The sequence below is a fragment of the Candidatus Falkowbacteria bacterium genome (assembly GCA_026396835.1).
Taxonomy (GTDB): domain Bacteria; phylum Patescibacteriota; class Patescibacteriia; order Patescibacteriales; family Patescibacteriaceae; genus Patescibacterium.
In genome coordinates, this window is sequence record JAPLWA010000004.1 from 358,132 (window position 1) to 380,010 (window position 21,879).

The window sequence follows — 21,879 nt, forward strand, 5'->3', positions numbered from 1 at the left end:
AGCTAATCTTTTATACAACGAAGAGAGAAAGAAAATGCGGAGCTATATGCTCGTCTATCAGTAGTTGTAAGACTCGTGTATATTGCACGCGTTTTAAAGCCAGATGAAGACCAAAAATAGCTGGACAAAGTTCTCTCTGCTAATGTCGATCCATTACTCATTCGAGCACCCGTTAGAACCCCCTGGAAACCACTAGTTCCGCCTATTTTTAATTTTGTTCCCGCAGAAGAACATTCCCATGAATATGATCTAGAGTTACTACAAGAGCCAGTTCCGTCCCATAAATAACTTTCTAAGGTATATTGTTCCTCATCGGTAGGCACATGCCAACCAGCCGGACAAATACCCCTTGCACCTGGAGTTGCTGAGCCATTCATGACCACAACACCAGTGTATAAAGTATATCCCGCATCACAATCAGCTTCCGTGCCTCTAGCATTTGCAGCTGAAATGCAATCTCTTTCAGAACCATCAACAAGATTGGTCATAGCAGTTCCATTTGGCTTAGTTTTAGTTCTTAAATTCTCTTTGATCCAACACTGTGTACCAATCTGAACAGTGTTATAGCTGTTGCCGTCTATATCTACGACAGTGGCTTGGCCACAAGCTAGCGGTCCACTATTGTTAGAAGTGAAAAACGCACCAGCACTCATGTTACCAGAACCAGAACCAAGACAAGAGCCTAAGCTATAGTTTGTGCCAGTTAAAGAAGATTGATAACTATAATCTACGTTACCGCAGTTACCATCGTTTCTAGGAGTAGGGTTATTTGGGATGTTCGCCATATAAACCTTGGTTCCGTCCGGAGAAGAAATACTATTGCCTGGCGTTATAATCGTTGGATATGAATTATAGTCAGAATAATATAATTCTAGGGCTGTGCTTATTTGTTTTATATCAGCAACACGCTTAGCATCTCTAGCTTTTGCTCTAGCATTACCCAAAGCAATAATTGCCATGGTAGACAAAACTCCGATTATTGCAATAACAACCAAAAGCTCTATTAAGGTAAAGGCTTTTTTGTTTTTATAAAAAAACATAATTAGTTTTTGATGCATCTTAAGGATAATGAATATATTGGAACAAAAGAATCATGATAGCGAAGTATAACGTCAGATGAAAAATATATTCTTCTAAAAATAATAGGACCACCAACCCAGGAGCGAGATGAAGTCCAGGCGTAATGGCTCTGGCTATTTTCTCCAAATGATACTCCATCAGTGCTTCTTACTCCATTTAAAATAAAATTTAACGAGCTATTTCCTCCTACTTTTAGCTTTGTCCCAGCGCTCGAACATTCCCATGTCCCCATTCTAACAACATCACAGGCCTGTCCGTTATCAGTAAAGTAACTTTCTAAAATCCCCCAATCTCCATCACTTGGGACATGCCAACCAGCAGGACAAATTCCTTGTGCACCTGCAGCAACAGAACCATTCATTATAGCTGGCCAAGTATAAAGAGCTCCCTCTGTTGTACAGATTGATTCAGTATTATTACGGCAAGCTCTGCCTAAATTATTATCAGCTACTGAGGCATCTGGGCATGGCGGCGACTGCCCGGCGTTTATACAGGTTCCATCAGGTTTTGATTTTGTGCGCAAACCTAATGCCATCCAGCATTGACCACCGGCTTGTACGGTTGGGTAAGAATAACCATCTAAGTCAGTGACAGATTGGCCACAATTAAACAAACCATTTGGCGAATATGATGCTAATCCTGAATTTATATTGCTTGATCCTGAACCAAGGCAAGCAGAAACACTATAAGTGTTAGTAGCTGTAATAAAACTGTAACTGTAATCAATATTTGAACATGAGCCATCATTTCTAGGTGTTGGATTAGTTGGAATCTTTGACATGTAAGTTTTAGTACCATCGGGTGATGTTAGGCTGTTCCCAGGAGTGATTATTGTAGGATAAGAATTATTGTCAGAATAATATAATTCCAAAGCCGTGCTAATTTGTTTTATATCTGCAACACGCTTAGCATCTCTAGCTTTAGTACGTGCATTACCCAAAGCTATTATTGCCATAGTAGAAAGTACGCCAATAATTGCTATTACTACGAGTAGTTCGATGAGAGTGAAGCCTGATTTTTTAAACTTGGGCATAATAAAAAAACACAATATCTTGCGTTTTAATTATAACATAAATTAAGAAAGTAATAATTTGTTGTTAGTTGTTGGTTGTTGGGCTCCTAATACCTAACTACTAACAACTATTTTCTCTTCTTTACCTTATCTTTCTCAACCGTAACTTGATTTAACTTATACAAACTGAACCTATCTGTTATTGGCTCAACTAACTTAAGAGCTATTCCATGCTCTTTTAAAACACCGTTATTCAAATAATCAACATCCTCAGGCTTATAGGAAAAATTGTAATAATAGGTTGGAATTTTTTTAGCAAGTATTGCGTATTCAGCGATCATATTTTTATCATCAAATAATCCAATGATAACTTTTCTTTCTGGAAAAAGTAATTTGTCACTATAACGAGTTATGATAACTGAATTATTTTCAGTAACATCTAAAATCTTAGCCCACTCGGATTTAGCGTCTTTCTGCTTCTGTATAGATACAGCTAAACCTTCTGCCGGATCAAGCCAAACAAACTGAACAGATAAGGTAGCTAAGACTGCTATAAGTGCCATTCTAAGGCCCCAAATGGCTGCTGGACGCCTTAAAAAGCCTGTCAGGCGTATCAATGCTAGACTAACAAAAGGCAGAGCGCCGAAGTATAAAGGCAGCCAATAACGAGTATAAGAATTACCAATCGTAAAGCTTTTTGGATCAGGATTATCATAAAATACCCAGCTGCCATAATAGATAACCAGGACGGCAGACAAACCAAGCCAGCCAATCAAAAATAGCCAGCGACTTTTTTTATAATCCTTGAAATAAGCTAGAAAGAAAACAATGCCAACTCCCGTTGACCAAAATAGCCAGGGGAACATATTTCTAACATAAGCATTAAACATTTTATAACTCTGAGCTAAATTAAAACCGAAATGAAAAATAGTTTGTTTAATGCTAATAAGAATACTTTTAAGCTCAACAAACTTTCCGCCAACGACGTTCGATGCTAAAGAGCTTCCGTCTTTACCTAAAGAGAACAAAGAACTATTTAATTCTGGATAACCGCTTGAAATAAAAGAACCATACAAAACATTGTTCCAGTAAATTATTGGCATGAAAGCCATAAATATTCCATACAAGAAAATAAAAGGCCGAACAATACCAAGGCGCTTAATATTAAACAACCATAAAAAAACAAGTAGCGGACCAAGCCAAAGTAATTCTGATGTTCTAACCGCTAAAGCAATACCAATAAATAAGCCTGACAAAAAAGTAAATAAAAAGCCAAAGCCATTACGTTTAAAATAATTTTTATGCTCATCATTTCTATTCAGAATATTAACCAAAAAATACAGCCCAATAATTAAAGCAACCATGAACAAAACATTATGAAACATGCTGCGCGAAGAATAGTAAGTATAAATCGGAAAAACGCTAGCTAATAAAGTAGAGATTAAAGCATTAGACTGACCAAAAATATTCTTGATTAGAAGATAGAAAAATATCAAACCAATAGCAGCAAACAAGGGTGTGAGGTAAGGCAAGACAGTAATGCCGAATATGTCAGCGATTGTTCCGTAAATAATTGGTAGGCCCAAAAAACTAACTGGTTTAATTAAACCCCAATCAGAACGAAAGCTACGAGGATGAATAATATCCTTAACCAATAAATTATATTTTTCAAAAAAAGCTAAACTACCAGTCTGAGCGTAAATTTTAGAAATTGTATAGTTAGCTGTTTCATCAGGCGATAACCATTTAACAAAATTGCTGGATTGACTTAAGTAGTTAAAACTAGAAGTAAAAACAAAAAAACCAATAGCTACTGGAATAATAATAAGCCAGGGCCATTGATTCTTGAATAGTTTATAAAAAATGTCTTTGGTTAATTTCATAGCTTCTTTATGTTAGCAATGAAAACAATATTTTTCAAATATAAAAGGAGTTGCTAATTTCTGAAGCAACTCCTCTTATTAAAATGAACATTTTAAGCGATGCACTTGTATGCACCCTTTAAATCTGTACTGTAGTCAGGTATTCCTTGCTCATTAATTATTTCTAATAAGCCACTCACTACTTTGTCTTTTGTGTGTATGCCGAGACCCAATTCGTACTTGTACATATCATCATCTTTCAGGAATGACCATAAAATTGTAGCAAGGGCAGCAGTGTAGAAGAGATTCCACTCTGCTGGGCTATAGCCGCAATTACGATGTCCTGGTTTTAATGAAATGATCTTTTTATCTTGATCTTCATTAAATACCTTAACACTACCGTTCTGAAGATGATCATAAAGTGCGAAATGGCTTTTTACAACTGAAAGAGCTTTCATAAAATCTCTCTCAATTAGAGCGTTGCAAAAGTATCCGTTTTTCGAGATGTCTATTTCAAGTTTCCTGCCGGAATATGGCGACCAAAACTCAAAAATAAAGTCATGACTTTTTAGACCAAAAAGTCTACTAATAATAAAGTCTCTGATTAATGTCATTACTGACTCCTGTTTTAATTTACTATAAAAGTTATTTGAATTGTAAGAACTATCTTTGTTTTGATTATACCTCAATAAATCATTTTTTGAATAAATTGTCAATAGAACTTCACGATCAAAGCCCCCTCCCCACCTTCATTAATTTTCGCGTTTTTATATGAATAGCCATAGTCTGCTAGTTTACCAACTACAAAAGCTCTTAAGACTGCTTTACCGTCAGGTGAATTCCAACCTTTGCCAACAATAATCTTTACTGTTTGCCAGTTCATTTGCTCAGCTTTTAATAAAAAGCTATCTAACTCAGGCTCAGCCTCTCTTTTGGTTAAACCATGTAAATCAAGCTCAGCCTCGGGCTTAGCCAGAAGTCTATTAAGTGAATGTTTAGCTAGTTTTACCATATGGTTCTAAAAGTCATTTATCTGCTATTATAATAATACAGCAATCGCGAATATGAACAAACTATTTCAATCAATTTTTATTTTCATTATTAGCGCCCCGGCGACGGTCGCGGTTATTGGAGCTGCCATCTATGTTTTTTATGGTCTAAATATTGCTGGCGTTTATGCCACAGCCTTACTGTCTCTAATAATTATTTCATTTTTAATAAAAAATAATTTAAACAAAGAAACGAATCATAATCTCAAAGAAATACCAAAAAATGAATGGCTAAGCTTTGCTCTCTTTTTAATAAGCTGGATAATCGCTTTATGGTTTTTATACAGTGGCCGCTCAGATCGCGCCATTATTACTCCTTGGCAAGTTGTTTCCAGTTGGTTTTTCCTGTTCTATGGTTTAGGAATTATTTGCATTTTTACTCTAAGTCGTTACTCATCAAAGTTGTTAGCCGCTGCCTTAGTGCTTCAATCTCTTTTATTGTTTGGCGTCGCCGCAGTTGTTTATCGCATCGGTTATGGCTTTGATCCTTTTATTCATGAAGCTGCCGTCAAAGCTATTGAACAATTAGGACAAATAAAACCAATCACGCCTTATTATCTTGGTCAATATAGCATCATTACAGTTTTGCATGGCTTAACTAATATTAGTTTGTCTTTTTGGTCAAAAATTTTAGTACCAGGCTTAGCCGCTTTAATGTTGCCGCAAATTATTGTGCGTTGGTTAAAGAATCATCACGGCGCTGAAAAAGCTTGGGGTCTAGCCGCGGTTAGTTTATTAATTTTACCAGCCACAATTTTTATTATCACCACACCACAAAATCTAGCCTATTTATTTTTGTTAATCGTTATTTTTTGGCCAAGCCCAAAACAAACAGTTAATGAAAGAGTTATTGTTTGGCTTTGCGCAATCGCGGCGCTCATCACGCAACCAATTGCTGGAATTCCTGCCATCTTACTAGTTTTAGCTGATTCATTTCAAAACAAAAAACTTGATAAGTATATTTATCCATTAATAATTTTAGCTTGCGCCACGGCTTTGCCTTTTGCTTTTTATGTATTTACAGCCCTTGATTCAAGCACCGCCGTGTCTTTAAGTTGGCCTAATCTTAAATTCCTGAGCATTTTAATTCCAACAAATCCTAATCAAGAAAATTGGTGGCTTAACTTTATTTATTTTTTTAATGGTCTTTGGAGTTTAATTATTTTCTTATTAGCTTTAGCCGGGGCTTGGCTAACAATTGTTAAGAAAAATCTAGAGCTTAGACGTCGTTTCTTCTGGCCAGCCGTGGCTTTAGTAGTTGCTGCTATTATTAGCTCTTGTATTAATTTTCATTTTTTAATTGATTATGAAAGGTCTGATTATTCAGAACGACTTATTATAACAGCTATTCTTTTTGCTTTGCCTTTAATCATTAACGCTTTTAGAGAGCTAGCGATTCTAATTGAAAAATCAAATAAAGTTATTATGATTAGCTGTCTACTAATAATTGTGCTAGCTTCAGTCGCTTCAATTTATTTATCTTATCCCCGCTTTGATCATTATTATAATAGTCATGGTTATGCTAGTTCTAAAGCTGATGCTCTGGCCGTGAAATGGATTGAAGAAAACAGTAATAATGAACCTTACGTGGTTTTAGCTAATCAGCAGGTTAGCGCCGCGGCTTTACAAGAATATGGTTTTAAAACATATTACAAAGATAATATTTTCTATTATCCAATTCCAACTGGCGGAGAACTTTATCAAAACTTCTTAAGCATGGTTGCAAAACCAGATCTAAAAATAATAAAAAGCACCAGAGATTTAACTGGCGTAAAAAGAGTTTATTTTGTTTTAGATTCTTATTGGTGGGAATTTCCTAGAGTGGCAGCTGAAGCAGCTTTCATTGCCAATGAAACAAAAAATATTGGCGATGGCCAAGTCATGGTTTTTAAGTTTGAGAAATAATAGAAGCCTTACCTCACCCCCTTCCCCTCTCCATCTTTGATGGAGAGGGGTGTCTTGTATTCACGTAAACACTGATATGAATAAGTTAAATAGACTAAGAACTATTTCGGTGTTAAAAGAGTCATGGGGTATGGGGGCTGAATTGAGCGCCGTGATTGGCGATATAAAAAGTGAACAATGTAATAGCGAATTGAAGCCCCCAAAACTTTTGTTGCTTTTGGTTACAAAAGCAAGCCCCGCGGCAGCGCTATAGATAAAATGCTTTAATTATTAAAAAGCTAAACACAAATGTGCTTAGGTGAATAACAGTTAACAGTCCTTGTGCTCTGCGTGGGGAGGGGTTGGGGGTAGGATAAGACTTAAATGGTTTTAAAAACTAATCCCAACTATTTTGCCGATTGTTTCAAGATAAGAATCAGTGTTAGGAATATTAATTTGTTGTCGCGCATTTGCGGCAACTTTTTTTAATCCCTCTTTGTTAGTCAAACACCAATTTAATTTTTCCATTAATGATTCTTTGTTTGGTTCAAACAATAAACTATCATCACCGATCGCCTCAGGAATGCCGCCTAGATTAGAACCGATAACTGGCAATTCAGTATTTGCTGCTTCTAGCGCCACGGTTGGTAAATTTTCATAACAAAGTGATGGCACAACTAAACAGTTAGCATTCTTAAAAGCAATTTCGGCTGATGCAACTTTGCCTAAAAAAATAATATTAGAATTGGTCTGATACTTAGTCTTCAATTCCGTTTCCATTAATCCAGAGCCGGCGATAAGTAACTTAGCGTTTGAATTGTCCAATAACAAAAATGATTCAATTAAAAGCTCAATCCCCTTGTGCTTTTCTAACTGTCCTAAATATAGAAAATTAAATGTTTCATTTTTCTGTTCAGTTTTTATGACAGATTTATGATCCATTGGATTTTTCAAAACAAGACTATTTTTTGGCAATAAATAATACTTACTATAAATTGACTTGAGCCAATTTGAAGGAAAAACACCTAAAGCAGATGCCGGAAAAACGAGCCGAGAAAATAACTGATAAAGTTGAGATGAAAAATTATCAAGCCTAGCTTCTTTTCCATAAAGCATTAAGCCCGAAGGATGTAGTAATTGAATATCATGGAAAGTGTGAATTTTTTTGGCTTTACCTAAAAACTTAAATGACAAAAGATTAAGACCAACTAAATTATGTGTCCAAACAAGATCAAACTTTTCTTGTTTAATAATTCTCCCTAAACGTTGAGTGCTAATAATATTAAAAAAACTAAAAAAATGAAAAAACAATTTATATAAAGTTGATTTGTTTACTAAAAGAGAATACTTACTAGGTAAATAAACATACTTTAAATTAGCAGTTGTAGAGTTAGCTACACTAGTTTTTAAAGCGCCGGAAATAATTGTCAGCTCATGACCTTTAGTTAACAAGTTATTAACCAATCGTTCAATAACTTTTTCAGCTCCACCGCGCGCTGACTCGCCATAAATATTATTTACAAAACAAATTTTCATGATATTTTTTTAGGCACGTATAAAACTCTAAAATAGGCGGCTTCTAATCTTTCACCTACCTTTTCCCAGTTATAACGTTCTTCAATAAAGTCACGAGCAGCCTCGCCCATCTTACGAGCTTCTAGTGGATTCTCAAGGATAAATGATATTTTATCAGCCAAAGCAACTGCGTCGTTAGGTTTAATTAAGAAACCATGTTCTTTGTTTTTGAAAACATTTCTAACGCCGGGTAAATTCGAGGCAACAACTGGCGTAGCGCATGACATCGCTTCAAGCAGAACTAAACCAAAGGCTTCACTTTTATTAATCGAAGGTAACACGGAAACACTAGCCTGACGATACCAATTAGCCAATTCCTCGTCTGATGCTTTGTTTACGATTTGCAATTGTTTCTCAATCTTATTCTTAACAGCTAACTTATAATAATATTTTTCTAAATCTCCTTTACCAACTAAAACTAGTTTAGCTAAAGGATTTTTTACTGAAACAAGAGCAAAGGCTTCAATCAGTTTTTCCACACCTTTGAAATAGTGAGCCTTATCAAGCGCACCGACAAATAAAACAATTGGTTCACGATCAGATGCTCCTGGGTAGAAACGATCAGAATCGACGCCAAAAGGAACCTCTATGAAAAGATTTTCATGGTTCACAAAAAAAGCATCTAATTGAGAATGTCTAATATAATCGATTGAGGCACAAGTTATAGCATTAGCTAAACGAACAACAACCGGCAAGAAGAAGAATGAATAAAACCAAAAAATTGCACCTTTCCAACCACGAGTCACCGCGTCCATATGATAATGAATCACTAATTTTGTCTTTCGTAATAATGTAAGAATAGCGACAATATCAGCCGTGCCATAAAAAGGATAATGAAGATGAACAACATCAAAGTCTTTAAGTAAGTAAAAAAGCTGTGGCAAAACCGCCGCGTTGCCAATGGACAATAGTGGTTTAAGTCTGACAACTTTTGTATTTTCGCCAATTGTTTCTTCGCCAGGTGTAAGACCATTATAAGCAGGTGTAAAGACAACGGTTTCATGACCGCGCTTACCAAGTTGAATTGCGGCGTGAAACACGCTGTTTCCCATACCACCTTTATACGGCGGAAACGTACATATAACTTGAGCTATTCTCATATTATCTTGCTCTTAACCATAAATATTTATGCCAAGCATAAACAATAGCTAAAACAACAAGCGCTTGAATAATATCAAGAGCATCTACCCCTGTATCTGACAAGGCAGCGACAAGTAAAATCGACAAGGGGCAAGCAAAAACAACTAATTCAGCTTTCATTTTATCAGCAAACGTAAGGTTGAGAGTTCTTAAATCCATTCCGTTGCTTTCCCCTCTTTTCTTTTCATTGTTAGTCAATTGTAATTTAAAAGCCAAGACAGCAAGAAGAAAAGCAATCGGCCAGGCTGAGCGCAAAAAAATCGCAAATTCAGAAAAGCGATTGCCTTGAATAAAAAATAAGATTGCTCCACCAACTAATAAAACAAGAAATGCTAAATAGAGAAAGTTTATTATCAGTTCTTTAGGAGTCATATTTTTTACTATTTTCTACTACCGTGTTAAGCGCCACGGCTTGAGTTATTTTTGTGATATCCTTTTCCAAAGAAGCAACCTTAAGTCTTAATCTAAATATAAAATAAAAAATAATAGCTACAGCGACGTATAATAGCAACTGGATACCAGAACTAGAAAAACCGAAACGAGCGGCTAATTGGTCAATTGTTTTAATAAACAAAACTAATAAACCAGTAACAAACCAAAAAACTAGCCAAAAAATAAACTGATTCTTAGGAATCTGATCTTTATAAAATTGCCAACCAAGTCTTACTAGAAAAAATAAGACGACGGCTAAAGCGAGTAATTCTTGAAACATAAAATAAAAATTAATTATTCATTTTAGCTAAAAATAGGTCACGCAAAATCTTAAATCCCCCGCTAAAGCGTTGACCAAAATCATGATACAAAACTGTAATTGGAACTTCTGTTAGTGGTAAGTCTGATCTATGGGCTACAACAAGTATTTCACTGCAGTGTGCCATTCTGTCTTGACTCCAATCAATCTTTTCGGCCGCTCGACGGCTAAAGGCTCGAAAACCACTTTGTGGGTCAGATAATTTAATATTTAAAAACACGCGGTTTACCAAACGAGCCAAGGGCATAATAACTTTCTTCTTAAAACCAGGCATTTTGGTTGTGCTATCAAGAAAACGGGATCCAAAAACGATATCTGCAATTTGGCTACGAATTGGCTCAATTACTTTTTCTATATCCTCTACTCTAAATTGTCCGTCTGCATCAAAGTGAACAATGATATCAGCTCCGCTTCTAAGAGCGTGAATCGTGCCTGTTCTTAAAGCTGCACCCTGACCTCGGTTTACCAGGTGACTCAAAACATCAACCGGTAAATCACTCAAAACATCTTTAGTATCATCATTTGAACCATCATCAACAACAACAATCTGATCAACGACGTTTTGAAGGTCATTAACCACTTTTGCTAAAGTCGCAGCGTGATTGTAAGTTGGTATAACGCAGGTAACTTTCATGATCTAAAATTATACTTCGTATCCACCAATAATACGTTTTACGCCTTTATTTGCTTGCAAGTCTCTAATTGTTTTAGCTAAACCGTCTTCTAAAGTAACTAGTGGCATCCAGCCGAGTAGATCTCTAGCTTTGCCAGTGTCGGGTAATCTTAACGGGGTCATGAAGAGCATCTTCTCAGCATAAACTACTTTTGATTTAGAACCAGTCAATTTAATAATTTTGTTGGCTAATTCAGAAACATTTACATCTTGATCGGAACCAACATTAATTGGACCAAATGAATCTGACTGCATCATTTTTGTAACCGCATCTAAACAGTCTGAGATATAGCAGAAAGATGAAGAGAATGATTCATCGCCATAAATAACTAAATCTTTATTGTCCAAGGCATCGGAAATAAAATCTGGCAACATATGACCTTGATCAAGTGGCATGCGTGGACCATAAGCTCTAAATAGTCTTACAATTTTAGCATCAATTCCATAAACATCTTTATAGGTCTTAACCATGCTTTCAGCAAAACGTTTTCCTTCATCATAAGAGCAGCGATCAGACAACATATCAACCACACCAACATTATCTTCTTTAACCAAGCTATTATCATTACTACGAGAACCATAAACAACGGATGAAGAGAATTGCATGAACTTAGCTTTATATTTAACTGCTAAATCAAGCGCGTTCTTTACTGCATAAGAGTTGGCCAACAAATTAGCAATTCTATTTTTTTCAAAATGAATCGGCGAAGTTGGACAAGCCATATTATATATTTCTTGCAATCCCTGAAATTCAATTTTAAATTCTTGTAATTCAGCAAATTTTTCTAAATCAATTGGTTCAGACATGTCATGACGAATGAAACGAAAATCTGGGTTAGCTAATAAGTTATCAATATTTTTTTCTTCGCCTGAAGAAAAGTTATCAATACAAATAACTTTAGCTGACTGAACTAATTCGTCACACAAGTGAGAGCCGAGGAAACCAGCTCCACCAATGACCAAAACATTTTTTTTATCAAAAATTGCTCGTTTCATAATTTATGTTAATTATTAGTTAAAAATACCGTGCCCGCTAAGCCATGATTATATTCGGGTGGATATGGATAAAATGACCACTCGAAATCCCCTCGATAGTTAAAGACTCTAACATGAGGGCCGCCTCCAGAGACCGGTATAGTAATAATATCGGTAAATCCGTCTCGATTCAAATCTACAGCAATAACATTAACATTTCCGCTAAAGGGCGAGGAATAAGCTGACCACTGACGACGTTTGGCTCCTCTGAAATCATAAGCTCCAATAATTGGCGCTCCACTCTGGCGGCTAATAATAATTTCGGATTGCAGGCGTCTTGGATTACCGTCTAAATCCCCTAATGCTAAATTAAAACCAAAATTTTCGTTACGTGCGGCCACCATAAAATCGTTTAATAAAATACCTTGGTTGGAGAATATTTTAATTTGGGGAATGCCGCCTTTTCCGGGAGCTGTAACAATTTCATTTTTTTTATCATCGCGCACATCGCCAACAGCTATTGAAACTCCACCTTTAAATGTTTTAGGATAAGCTAAGAATGAACGGACTAATTTTCCATTTTGTTCAAAAATTTTAACCATTGGTTCAAAGCCGGCTTTTGGCGCTGTAACAATCTCAGCCTTACCATCACCATCAATATCAGCTGTGGCAATATTTACTCCGCCTTTATAGGTATAAGGATAGGCTAAGAAGTTACTTAACATAACACCATCGCTGTTAAAAACTTTAACATTAGCTTCCATATCCTTTACTGGAGCCACAACAATGTCTTGGTTACCGTTACCAGTAAAATCTCCAGCCGCCAAGCTAAGCCCACCTAAAAATGATTCATTATAAACTAAGAATTCTTTTTCTTTATTTCCTCCACTATCAGTAATTCTAACAAGTGGCTTTTCTCCAATAGTTTGTGCAAAAGCAAACTGAGCGCGACGATTTTTGATTTTCAAGGCGGCTTCTAACACGGCTTGAGCAAGATTAACTCGTCCAGCTCCTAATTGACTAAGATACTCTGGATTAAGCTGATTAATATCATCAGAAGTAGATAACAATATATCAATAACTTCTTGAGCAGATAAATTTGGGTTGGTTCCTTCAATTAAAGCCAATGCTCCGCTGATGATAGGTACAGCCATTGATGTACCAGACCAATAACCATCGTAATATTGATTGAAGAATTTTCCTGCCGCAGATTTATCAGGCGCATAAACGCTGGTTGAGAAAAAACTAACACCAGGCGCCGCAATATCAATACAGTTACTTCCATAACCAGAAAAGTTTGTTTTTTGATCTATACCGTCAGTCGCTGCTACACCAATTACTAATTTCTTACCGGCTTGGTCATGATAACAAGCTGGGTAAACTGGTTTTTGATTTAGGTTAAGTCCGTGAACCGAAGCTTGTTCATTGCCCGCTGGGGCGACGACAATTACGCCAGCTTTTTTTGCACGAAGCAAAGCTTCTTCTAAAGCTCGACTATAATTAAAACCAACAAAACTCAAATTAATAATGTTAGCGCCTTTAGCTACAGCGTAATCAACAGATTTAATAACCGCTGACATATTGCCATTGCCCTGATCATCCAAAGCCTTTAAAGCCATTATTTTTGTTTGCCAGGTCACGCCAGCCACGCCCTGGTTGTTATTTCCCGCTGAGGCTGCAATTCCGGCAATAACCGTACCGTGAATAGCTCCGCCTTCAGTAAAACCTTTTTTAAACTTCGGTGATGGATCAGAAAAATTATTTACAAAATCCCAGCCATTTATATCATCAACCAATCCGTTCTTATCATCATCTTTGTTGTTGCCAATAACTTCTGCACCATTAACCCAAATATTTGGCTTTATATCTGGGTGCAGTACTTGTACGCCAGAATCAACGATAGCAATAATAATAGTCTGGCTTTTGTTATTTATGTTCCAAGCGTCTGGTGCATTAATTCTTTTCAAATACCATTGGTTAGTAAAATAAGTATCAGACGGAATCATTGATGCTCTAACAATATAATTTGGCTCAGCATATTCTACGTTAGCAAGACTTGAATAATATGCCAGCATTTTCTCAACAGTTTGCTTTTTTGTTAAAACAATTTCTCTAGCATTTTTTTCATTACGAAATTTAACTATTATTGAGTTAGTACTCATATCAGGGTTATTTGTTGCTGCTGAAGTTTGATCAAACTTAAAAACAGGCACAACAAGCACCATGATAATTAAAGCAATAAAAAATTTATAAAATTTCATAAAAACTAAACGATGGAACTAATAAAATCCAAAGTCTCTTTCGCACATTTTGACCAACTATAGTTAGTAATTCTCTGACTACCTTTTACAATGAGATCTTTTCTTACATTTTCATCACTCAAAACATTGGCTAAAGCATCGGCCATATCAGACGGACTAGCAGGATCAAACAAAACTGCGGCGTCGCCGACCACTTCTGGAATTGAAGCAGCTCGCGAGGCAACAATCGGAACACCTGAAGCCATAGCCTGCAATAAAGGAATTCCGAAACCTTCGTAATTAGAAGGGAAAATAAAAGCAGTGGCGCAATTAAAAATATATGGCAAATCATGCTCTTTAACCCAACCAGTAGTAGAAATAACATTTTGTAAACCAAAACCATGAATCGAATATTTTATATCATCAAAACCAAAACTTGCGTCACCGACTAAATATAATCGGTGTGGTAAATCAGTGTGATGAGTTTTAAGAATATGGAAAGCTTCAATCAATGTTGCGATGTTCTTCTTTTTTTCTAAACGTCCAACATAAAAAATGTAAGGCTGTTTAATACCATACGAAGATAAAACTCTTTCGGCCTCAGGCTTATTACTTAATGGTTTATATAAATCGCTTGGATAACCATTATAAATAACTTTGATTTTTGTATTATCAGCTTTATATAATTCCTTAATTTCATTTTTAGTAAACTCAGAAATAGTGATAATGGCTTTGGCGTGCTTAAGTGAAAATTCAGTTGACCAATCAAGATAATCAAAACTATTTGCTCCAAACTTACCTAAAGTTAAGCAACGAACCAAAAAATCTATCACGGCTTGATAGGTATTTCTTTCAGCTCCAATACCGGATCTTTCGTAAAGTTTTTCTTCACGCTTAAAACCAATATCATGAATCGTAACTAATGATTTTTTAGGATGAATAATTGGTAAAGCATGAGCTGGCACAAATAGAACATCTGGTGAATTAAATAGCATTTCCAGTGACAATCTGCCCTGTGTCCAAAAAAAAGTAAAAGGCCAAGCTAAAACCTTGGCTTTAAAATTATTATGTGGACTCTTAATAACTTGAAAACCTTTCTTAAAAATCGGAGACTCGCAGTCTGTTTTTTCTGAAGACAAATCAGACAAGCCACCCAGTAGCGGTTTGTCAGTGTATAATATATATTGATTTTCTTTATCCAGCTTAGCTAACTCTCTAATAATGTAATAGGAATACCATTCAGTTCCACTTTTATGAGAACGATTAGCTCGACTGGCATCAATGCCAATTAACATAATTTTATAATTTTATAGTTCTTAATTTTATAATTAATTTTTAATAACTAAATTTTTTAATTGAAATTAGAAAATTCAAAAATTAACTAAAAATTACAAAATTAAAAACTATAAAATTTACTTAGTAGCGAAAATACTTCTCTTATAAGAATCCAAATTTTCTAAAGCGATGCCCGTACCCTTGGCCACGCATAAAAGTGCTTCGTCAGCTACATAAGCCGGTACATCAGTTGTACGATATAAAAGTTGATCAAGATTTCTTAGCAAAGAACTTCCGCCAGATAAGACCATGCCTTTATCCATAATATCTGACGCTAATTCTGGCGGTGTGTCTCGCAAAACATTTTTAGCAGCCGCAATAATCGCTTCTAACTCATTTTGAATTGCTTCGGTTACGTCATCAGATGAAACAATAATATTTCTTGGTAAACCAGTAATAATATCGCGACCACGAATTTCCATGGTTAGCTTGTCTTCTAAATACAAAGCGCTACCGATGCCGATTTTAATCTCTTCGGCCGTCCGTTCACCAATAACTAAATTATATTTACGTCTAATATAATCAATAATTGAAGAATCAAATTTTGTACCACCAACACGAACTGAAGTTGAAGTTACAACTCCACCTAAAGAGATAACCGCCATTTCTGCTGTTCCGCCACCAATGTCAACAATCATATGACCGGATGGTGAACCAATCGGAATATCAGCTCCAATCGCGGCAGCGATCGGCTCTTTAATAATGTAGGCGGCTTTAGCACCAGCCGCAATTGTTGCGTCAATAACCGCACGACGTTCAGTTGAAGTAATTCCAGCTGGCACCGCGACCATAACTTCAGGACGGAACAAACGAACGCCAGACAAGGCTTTGTTAATAAAATAACGCAGCATGGCTTCAGTTGTATGATAATCAGCAATAACTCCATCTTTCAATGGTTTGATCGCAACAATATTTCCTGGAGTTCTACCAAGCATGTCTTTAGCTTCATTACCTACGGCAATAATTTTTTTATCGCTCATTGATATGGCGACGACTGATGGCTCATTAATAACAATTCCGCGACGCGGAATATGTACTAGAGTATAAGTTGTTCCAAGATCGATGCCGATCCGTTTAATAAACATAATTAAAAGTTAACAAAATAACTGCGATCTATTCTTAAATCTCCGCCGGCTTTAAGCTGTTTATGGTCTTTTGTCTCAGAATAGAAATTGGCTGGACTATAGGATTTTATCTCATTTTTGAAGACTAAGTCAACGGCCAGCTTATTAACCTGTCTTCCTGGCTGTTTTTGAATTGTTAAGCGGTAATTATTGAATTTTTTCATGTTTTCCATGACTGAGTTCGGTAGCTCATATTCGAACACTAATTGGCCAATTTGACCAGGTTCAACTGACAAGAAAGCGCCAAAATAAGTTTTACCAAATTCTTCTCCTGTCGTTACCTGATCTTTTGTAAAACCAGAAGCCGTAATTAACTTAGCACCAGCCGGAACATAGACTCGAGTATATGTTCGATAACGAGTTGTCTTCCAATCAAAACCACCACTATGAGAATAACGAATTACTAATTTAGCTTTTAGGACATTGTTTTCTTCAACAACTTTATAATCAATTTGACGATCAATCACGGCATCAGTTTTCAAAGCCGCCATGTTAGCATCAACGACCATAACAAAATCTCCCCAGTCATGTCTGATTTCGCCAGACCAACCTTGTTCAACAATAATTTTTTGTAGGTCAGGATTACGAGAATATAGTAAAACGTTTTTACGCGCCACGTTATCGGAGATCAATCTAATTAAAGCTGGCCACTGACTCAAGGGCATATCTAATAAGCGCTGTTTCATGGTTTTAGCAATTTCACCAATCACCTCTTTTCGCTGCCAGGAAGAAGTTCCTAATTGAACATAACCTTTTTCTACTTTGTATTGTAGAAGATCAACAAAATTTTGCGCTGTATAATTTTCTTTATCAACTGTCACCGGACCAGTCAAAGTCATTAAGTCTGTAATCAATTCTGGTGTAATAGCAATCACACCGTCAAAATTAGAAATTGGATCCGGCTTATCCATCTTGGAATTTTCTTGTTGGTAGAACCAAAGAATTTTTTCAGCACTTGTTGGCCAATCAGGTGACCAATTAGCATCACGCATATACCATTTATCAACGCCGAGATATTTTTTAATTGGATCTGGTGGAGTAACTGATACTTTATCTTTAGTTGGCATATCAAGATGATAAATATCGTGCGTTTCAAAGCGTTCAAAATCTCCATCTTTAGTTTGAATAATTCCGTAAGTACCAATAAAGCCACCAGTCGGTCTTAATTCATCACTATTTTGTAGAATCAAAAGATAATGTGCAGTATTCGGATAGCCTAATAGTGAAGGTAAGAGTCTTGTTAAAGGCGAGGCTTCTTCAATCGTGCTACGACTCGTCTTAATCTTATCTTTCAGTTCTTCTAATCTTGTACTCAAAGGACCAAACCAAGTGAAAGAAGAAATGCTATTCAGGTTTGAAAAACTTTCTTCTAGCTTTTTATCTAGACCGCTTAAGGTTGAATCAGCATTATAAATATTAGCTAAGATTCTTTGACGCTCAGTAATCGGTAATTGAGAAAAAGAAGTCGACCCCTTACTGGCAATAATTGCGCCTAAACTAGAGCCGTAAAGAGTGCCTTGATTCATAGCCTCGGCTAATGAGCCGCCAGCCGTAACCAAATGCTCAACATCGGTCTTATAGGCATTGGCTAAGGGAATATAAGCCAAGGGGCCCAAGCGAATCTTTTTAACCTCAGCCAAAGCATCAGAAAAAGATTTGACGGCTAACTTCGCTTTATTATTAGCATCAGTAAATTCAGTTTTTTGCGCCAAGGTTAAAGATTCCTCTAAATAAGTTTTTCCCTGATTAACACCTGAATAAACACCTGAAATTGGTTTAAGATTAAAACCAAGTAGAATTAAAGCAATCGCTAATACAACTAAACCGATAATAAAAATTACCCACAAAAACTTAGCAATTAAGCTTAAAAAGCTAAAACGCTTGGGAGTCCTTGCAATTGGCTGGTTAAATTCATTGAGCATAGTAGTCTATTGACAAATTCATAATTATTATAACATAATGAAGGAAAATTAAATAATTTTGAAAATATATTAGGAGAACAGCACTTTGGAAAAAATAATTAAAAAATCTAGCGACAGACTTGTCATAGCGACGATAATATTCGGCGCTATAAGCATTATCGCAATCATAATAATGACCACAATAACTGGTTCTTATTCAGATCTACTTTATGCTGATACATTCTTAGCTAAGAACAAAATCTTGGGATCAATTTCAGTTATTAGCATGTGCTTATTTCTGTTATGCGTATTTTGCTTCATCATTCTAAATGGAAAAAGTACCATGCTAATCATAAGACATGACTGGAGCTATAAAACAACTCTCAAGATCATGGCTGCAATATGCAGCTTACTATTGGTCGATGGATTTGCTTCTTTCTTCAACATGAAAGACAATATTATCTCTTGGTTAATACTTATTGTAAGTTATTTAATAACATATTACATTCAAATATATTATTACAAACTGAGGATCGCTGTTGTTAAACAAGCAGACGAAAAATAATTAAAAGGGAGACTATTTAATAGTCTCCGCTTTTTTATTTTCTGAATATAAAACTATTCTGAGCGTAAAGCTTCAATTGGATCTAACTTAGCTGCGGCGCGAGCTGGCGTTACTCCAAAAACAATACCAAAGAAAGCACTAAAAGATATAGCAACAACAAAAGCTCGAATTGGGATTGAAAATGCCCAAGTAATACCAAAGGCTCCGGCTGCCAAGCTTATTAAATAAGCCACAACTGAACCGAGAATACAGCCCACAACCCCGCCTAAAATAGTTAAAAGAATAGATTCAATTAAAAATTGCTGCATTATATTGCTGCTGGTTGCACCAACGGCTTTGCGTAATCCAATTTCCATGGTTCGTTCAGTGACTGATACATACATTACATTCATAATACCAACTCCACCAACCACTAAAGAAATCATTACAATTGCTAACAATAAAAATGTTAGAGCATTTGTAATTGTATTCAATGTTGCCATAGCTTCAGCCATGGTCGTAACTCTAAAGTCATCACGCTCTGGATCGCTTATATCATGATTACGGCGCAATAAATCTTTAATATCTTCCGCTGTTACATCGGATCTAGACGTGTCGCTAACTTTACTAATAATAAAGGAAACATAATCAATGCCCATCAACTTTTTTTGTAAGGTTTTAGTTGGCATGTAAATAAAATCATCAAAGTTCATAAACATGACCGCACCCTTAGGCTTAGCAATACCAATAACCGTAAATCTTTCTTGACGTAAACGAACTGATTTGCCAATGGCGTCAGAGTTGCCAAACAACTTATCTTTAATGCTTGATCCTAAGACTATAACTGGAGCTAAAGAATTTTCTTCAGCTGCCGTATAAAACCTGCCTTCAGCAATTTCTGTTTTATCAACATCTAAATAAGTTGAGCCAACGCCGTAAATAAAAGCTTTTCGAACTTCATTGCCGTAGCTGGCTTGTTCCTGACTTAAAACTCCGGCGTAACTTGTAATAATATTTGGCAAACGGTTTATATCTGCCATGTCGGATAAAGTCATGGTCGTAATCTGCACACCAGTAGCTAAGGCATTGCTTGATTGACTGTCGCTCGCTTGACCTTTTTTGTTATTCGGCACTTTTACTTCTGTGTTAATTGCATCAGTTCCAAAAGATTCTACTTGGCCCATAACTAAACCACGAATTCCTTCACCAGCTGAGAAAACAATAATAACAGTTGTGATACCAATAATTAATCCAAGCAAAGTTAAACTAGTTCGCATTTTATTGGCGAGCATTAAACGCAGAGAATTTTTTACAGAAGAAATAATTGTCATGTTAATAATTTTATATTTTTTAATTTTGTAATTTTATAATTAATTTTTAATGTCTTAATTTTTAGTTCTTATTTATTAATCGGCAAATAAAAATTTAAAAATTGAAGCATTAACTAAAAATTAAAAACTACAAAATTATAAAATTCTATTCATAGCGTAATGCTTCGATTGGATCTAACTTACTGGCTTTGGCAGCTGGATATAAACCAAAGATTAAACCAATTGCCATAGAAACTGACACAGCTAAAACTATCGCTAGAAAAGAGAATGAAAATGGCCAGGCATAGCCCAGCTTTTGAGCTACCAGTGCGATCAGTACTGAAAATATTTCTCCAATAGCAATACCGATTATTCCTCCTGATAAAGTAATAGCGACTGATTCAGCTAAGAACTGAGCCATAATGTCAAAACGACGAGCACCAACGGCTTGGCGTAATCCAATTTCACGCGTTCGTTCAACCACACGAATTAGCATAATATTCATAATACCAATTCCTCCCACTAACAATGATAACGCTGCCATGGCTGCTAGAAAAAATCTTAAACCGTTAGTAATGGTAGTTAAAATATCTAACGCATCTTTAGCGCTACGAACCGAGAAGTCATCGTTCTCACCAGTCTGATCTTTTATATTATGACGATTTCGTAAAGTTATTTCAACGTCACTAATAGTTTGATCAATATTAGCTTCTTCATCAACTTTAAGACGCAACAAACCAAGATGATGTACGCCAGCAATGACCTTTTGCATGGTAGTGATCGGCAGATATACTAAATCATCATAATTTTGAAAAGCTACTGTCCCCCGCTGTTTCATAACGCCGATGACAGTGAAAGCACTATTCTTTAAACGCACACTTTGACCTACTGGATCACTTTGTCCAAAAAGTTCATTTTTAACAGTGTCACCCAAAACGATAACACGTGCTGTTCCATCAACTTCCTCTTTAGTAAAAAATCTGCCGCTAATCACTTCCCCGCCTTCAACATTAATTAAATCTGCACTTGTTCCATTAAAATTAGTATCATAATTATTATTGCGCCAAGACACACTACCTGCTCCGCGCGTGAACGGCGCCACGGCAACAGCATGCGGAACATTACTTTTATTAGACAAAGCTATGGCATCGTCTAGAGTTAACGTAGTAATAGCCACGCCGAAAACACTGGCTGGCGGACCGTTCTTTTCAGATTTACCTGGCAAAACTCCAACTAAATTAGAGCCAAAGCTTTGGACTTGAGATAGGATCAAAGATTGAGCACCAGCTCCAATAGCAATAATAACAATAACCGCGGCGACGCCAATAATAATACCAAGCATCGTCAATAGACTACGACGACGATTAGCATTTAAGGCGCGAAAAGCACCTAAAGAGACATTAAGATAATAATCTTTTCTCATG

At 36.1% G+C, this 21,879-nt stretch carries 18 protein-coding genes; 1 reads left to right on the top strand and 17 read right to left on the bottom strand.

All coding sequences use genetic code 11. From position 1 onward, the window contains the following. Positions 1-2: 2 nt before the first annotated feature. From NTY12_02995 to NTY12_03015, 5 genes are all read right to left on the bottom strand, one after another. Entirely contained in the window at positions 3-1,040 is a 1,038-nt protein-coding gene (locus NTY12_02995; protein ID MCX6792969.1) for a prepilin-type N-terminal cleavage/methylation domain-containing protein, read from the bottom strand. Positions 1,041-1,042: 2 nt separating this feature from the next. Further along, positions 1,043-2,113, bottom strand: coding sequence for a prepilin-type N-terminal cleavage/methylation domain-containing protein (locus NTY12_03000; protein ID MCX6792970.1), 1,071 nt, complete (start codon positions 2,111-2,113; stop codon positions 1,043-1,045). Between the two features lie 107 nt (positions 2,114-2,220). Next, complete coding sequence (locus NTY12_03005) at positions 2,221-3,975, bottom strand: glycosyltransferase family 39 protein (GenBank protein MCX6792971.1); 1,755 nt, start codon at positions 3,973-3,975, stop codon at positions 2,221-2,223. A 92-nt stretch (positions 3,976-4,067) separates the two neighbouring features. Beyond that, positions 4,068-4,670, bottom strand: coding sequence for a hypothetical protein (locus NTY12_03010; GenBank protein MCX6792972.1), 603 nt, complete (start codon positions 4,668-4,670; stop codon positions 4,068-4,070). Next, positions 4,667-4,966: a Smr/MutS family protein gene (locus NTY12_03015; protein ID MCX6792973.1), complete on the bottom strand. Its 300-nt coding sequence runs from the start codon at positions 4,964-4,966 to the stop codon at positions 4,667-4,669. Before NTY12_03015 ends, NTY12_03010 begins: the two co-directional genes overlap by 4 nt. A gap of 52 nt (positions 4,967-5,018) precedes the next feature. Here NTY12_03015 and NTY12_03020 point away from each other — a divergent pair, with 52 nt between their 5' ends. After that, the gene (locus NTY12_03020; protein MCX6792974.1) at positions 5,019-6,908 is read left to right on the top strand and encodes a hypothetical protein; all 1,890 of its coding nucleotides are present in this window, start codon (positions 5,019-5,021) and stop codon (positions 6,906-6,908) included. Positions 6,909-7,277: 369 nt separating this feature from the next. Here the strand turns inward: NTY12_03020 and NTY12_03025 are convergent, their stop codons facing one another. From NTY12_03025 to NTY12_03080, 12 genes are all read right to left on the bottom strand, one after another. Beyond that, complete coding sequence (locus NTY12_03025; GenBank protein MCX6792975.1) at positions 7,278-8,423, bottom strand: glycosyltransferase; 1,146 nt, start codon at positions 8,421-8,423, stop codon at positions 7,278-7,280. Beyond that, positions 8,420-9,562: a glycosyltransferase family 4 protein gene (locus NTY12_03030; protein MCX6792976.1), complete on the bottom strand. Its 1,143-nt coding sequence runs from the start codon at positions 9,560-9,562 to the stop codon at positions 8,420-8,422. Before NTY12_03030 ends, NTY12_03025 begins: the two co-directional genes overlap by 4 nt. A gap of 1 nt (position 9,563) precedes the next feature. Next, on the bottom strand, positions 9,564-9,974 hold the full coding sequence (locus NTY12_03035) for a hypothetical protein (protein MCX6792977.1): 411 nt from the start codon (positions 9,972-9,974) through the stop codon (positions 9,564-9,566). Continuing rightward, positions 9,964-10,314, bottom strand: a complete 351-nt coding sequence (locus tag NTY12_03040) for a DUF2304 domain-containing protein (GenBank protein ID MCX6792978.1) — start codon at positions 10,312-10,314, stop codon at positions 9,964-9,966. Before NTY12_03040 ends, NTY12_03035 begins: the two co-directional genes overlap by 11 nt. Positions 10,315-10,324: 10 nt before the next feature. Then, positions 10,325-10,987: a glycosyltransferase family 2 protein gene (locus NTY12_03045; GenBank protein ID MCX6792979.1), complete on the bottom strand. Its 663-nt coding sequence runs from the start codon at positions 10,985-10,987 to the stop codon at positions 10,325-10,327. A 9-nt stretch (positions 10,988-10,996) separates the two neighbouring features. Then, entirely contained in the window at positions 10,997-12,022 is a 1,026-nt protein-coding gene (locus tag NTY12_03050; GenBank protein ID MCX6792980.1) for a GDP-mannose 4,6-dehydratase, read from the bottom strand. 8 nt (positions 12,023-12,030) lie between these two features. Continuing rightward, the gene (locus tag NTY12_03055) at positions 12,031-14,262 is read right to left on the bottom strand and encodes a S8 family serine peptidase (GenBank protein ID MCX6792981.1); all 2,232 of its coding nucleotides are present in this window, start codon (positions 14,260-14,262) and stop codon (positions 12,031-12,033) included. Positions 14,263-14,267: 5 nt separating this feature from the next. Next, complete coding sequence (locus tag NTY12_03060; protein MCX6792982.1) at positions 14,268-15,536, bottom strand: glycosyltransferase family 1 protein; 1,269 nt, start codon at positions 15,534-15,536, stop codon at positions 14,268-14,270. Positions 15,537-15,653: 117 nt separating this feature from the next. Beyond that, on the bottom strand, positions 15,654-16,661 hold the full coding sequence (locus NTY12_03065) for a rod shape-determining protein (protein MCX6792983.1): 1,008 nt from the start codon (positions 16,659-16,661) through the stop codon (positions 15,654-15,656). A gap of 2 nt (positions 16,662-16,663) precedes the next feature. Then, positions 16,664-18,622: a DUF4012 domain-containing protein gene (locus NTY12_03070; protein MCX6792984.1), complete on the bottom strand. Its 1,959-nt coding sequence runs from the start codon at positions 18,620-18,622 to the stop codon at positions 16,664-16,666. 597 nt (positions 18,623-19,219) lie between these two features. After that, positions 19,220-20,476, bottom strand: a complete 1,257-nt coding sequence (locus NTY12_03075) for an ABC transporter permease (protein MCX6792985.1) — start codon at positions 20,474-20,476, stop codon at positions 19,220-19,222. A 145-nt stretch (positions 20,477-20,621) separates the two neighbouring features. Next, entirely contained in the window at positions 20,622-21,878 is a 1,257-nt protein-coding gene (locus NTY12_03080) for an ABC transporter permease (protein ID MCX6792986.1), read from the bottom strand. Between the last annotated feature and the right edge of the window lies 1 nt (position 21,879).

Excerpts from the sequence above, each read along its gene's own strand:
- NTY12_02995 (MCX6792969.1), bottom strand. The coding sequence starts at position 1,040 with ATGTTTTTTTATAAAAACAAAAAAGCCTTTACCTTAATAGAGCTTTTG.
- NTY12_03000 (MCX6792970.1), bottom strand. The coding sequence starts at position 2,113 with ATGCCCAAGTTTAAAAAATCAGGCTTCACTCTCATCGAACTACTCGTA.
- NTY12_03005 (MCX6792971.1), bottom strand. The coding sequence starts at position 3,975 with ATGAAATTAACCAAAGACATTTTTTATAAACTATTCAAGAATCAATGG.
- NTY12_03015 (MCX6792973.1), bottom strand. The coding sequence starts at position 4,966 with ATGGTAAAACTAGCTAAACATTCACTTAATAGACTTCTGGCTAAGCCC.
- NTY12_03020 (MCX6792974.1), top strand. The coding sequence starts at position 5,019 with ATGAACAAACTATTTCAATCAATTTTTATTTTCATTATTAGCGCCCCG.
- NTY12_03025 (MCX6792975.1), bottom strand. The coding sequence starts at position 8,423 with ATGAAAATTTGTTTTGTAAATAATATTTATGGCGAGTCAGCGCGCGGT.
- NTY12_03030 (MCX6792976.1), bottom strand. The coding sequence starts at position 9,562 with ATGAGAATAGCTCAAGTTATATGTACGTTTCCGCCGTATAAAGGTGGT.
- NTY12_03035 (MCX6792977.1), bottom strand. The coding sequence starts at position 9,974 with ATGACTCCTAAAGAACTGATAATAAACTTTCTCTATTTAGCATTTCTT.
- NTY12_03040 (MCX6792978.1), bottom strand. The coding sequence starts at position 10,314 with ATGTTTCAAGAATTACTCGCTTTAGCCGTCGTCTTATTTTTTCTAGTA.
- NTY12_03045 (MCX6792979.1), bottom strand. The coding sequence starts at position 10,987 with ATGAAAGTTACCTGCGTTATACCAACTTACAATCACGCTGCGACTTTA.
- NTY12_03050 (MCX6792980.1), bottom strand. The coding sequence starts at position 12,022 with ATGAAACGAGCAATTTTTGATAAAAAAAATGTTTTGGTCATTGGTGGA.
- NTY12_03055 (MCX6792981.1), bottom strand. The coding sequence starts at position 14,262 with ATGAAATTTTATAAATTTTTTATTGCTTTAATTATCATGGTGCTTGTT.
- NTY12_03060 (MCX6792982.1), bottom strand. The coding sequence starts at position 15,536 with ATGTTAATTGGCATTGATGCCAGTCGAGCTAATCGTTCTCATAAAAGT.
- NTY12_03065 (MCX6792983.1), bottom strand. The coding sequence starts at position 16,661 with ATGTTTATTAAACGGATCGGCATCGATCTTGGAACAACTTATACTCTA.
- NTY12_03070 (MCX6792984.1), bottom strand. The coding sequence starts at position 18,622 with ATGCTCAATGAATTTAACCAGCCAATTGCAAGGACTCCCAAGCGTTTT.
- NTY12_03075 (MCX6792985.1), bottom strand. The coding sequence starts at position 20,476 with ATGACAATTATTTCTTCTGTAAAAAATTCTCTGCGTTTAATGCTCGCC.
- NTY12_03080 (MCX6792986.1), bottom strand. The coding sequence starts at position 21,878 with ATGAGAAAAGATTATTATCTTAATGTCTCTTTAGGTGCTTTTCGCGCC.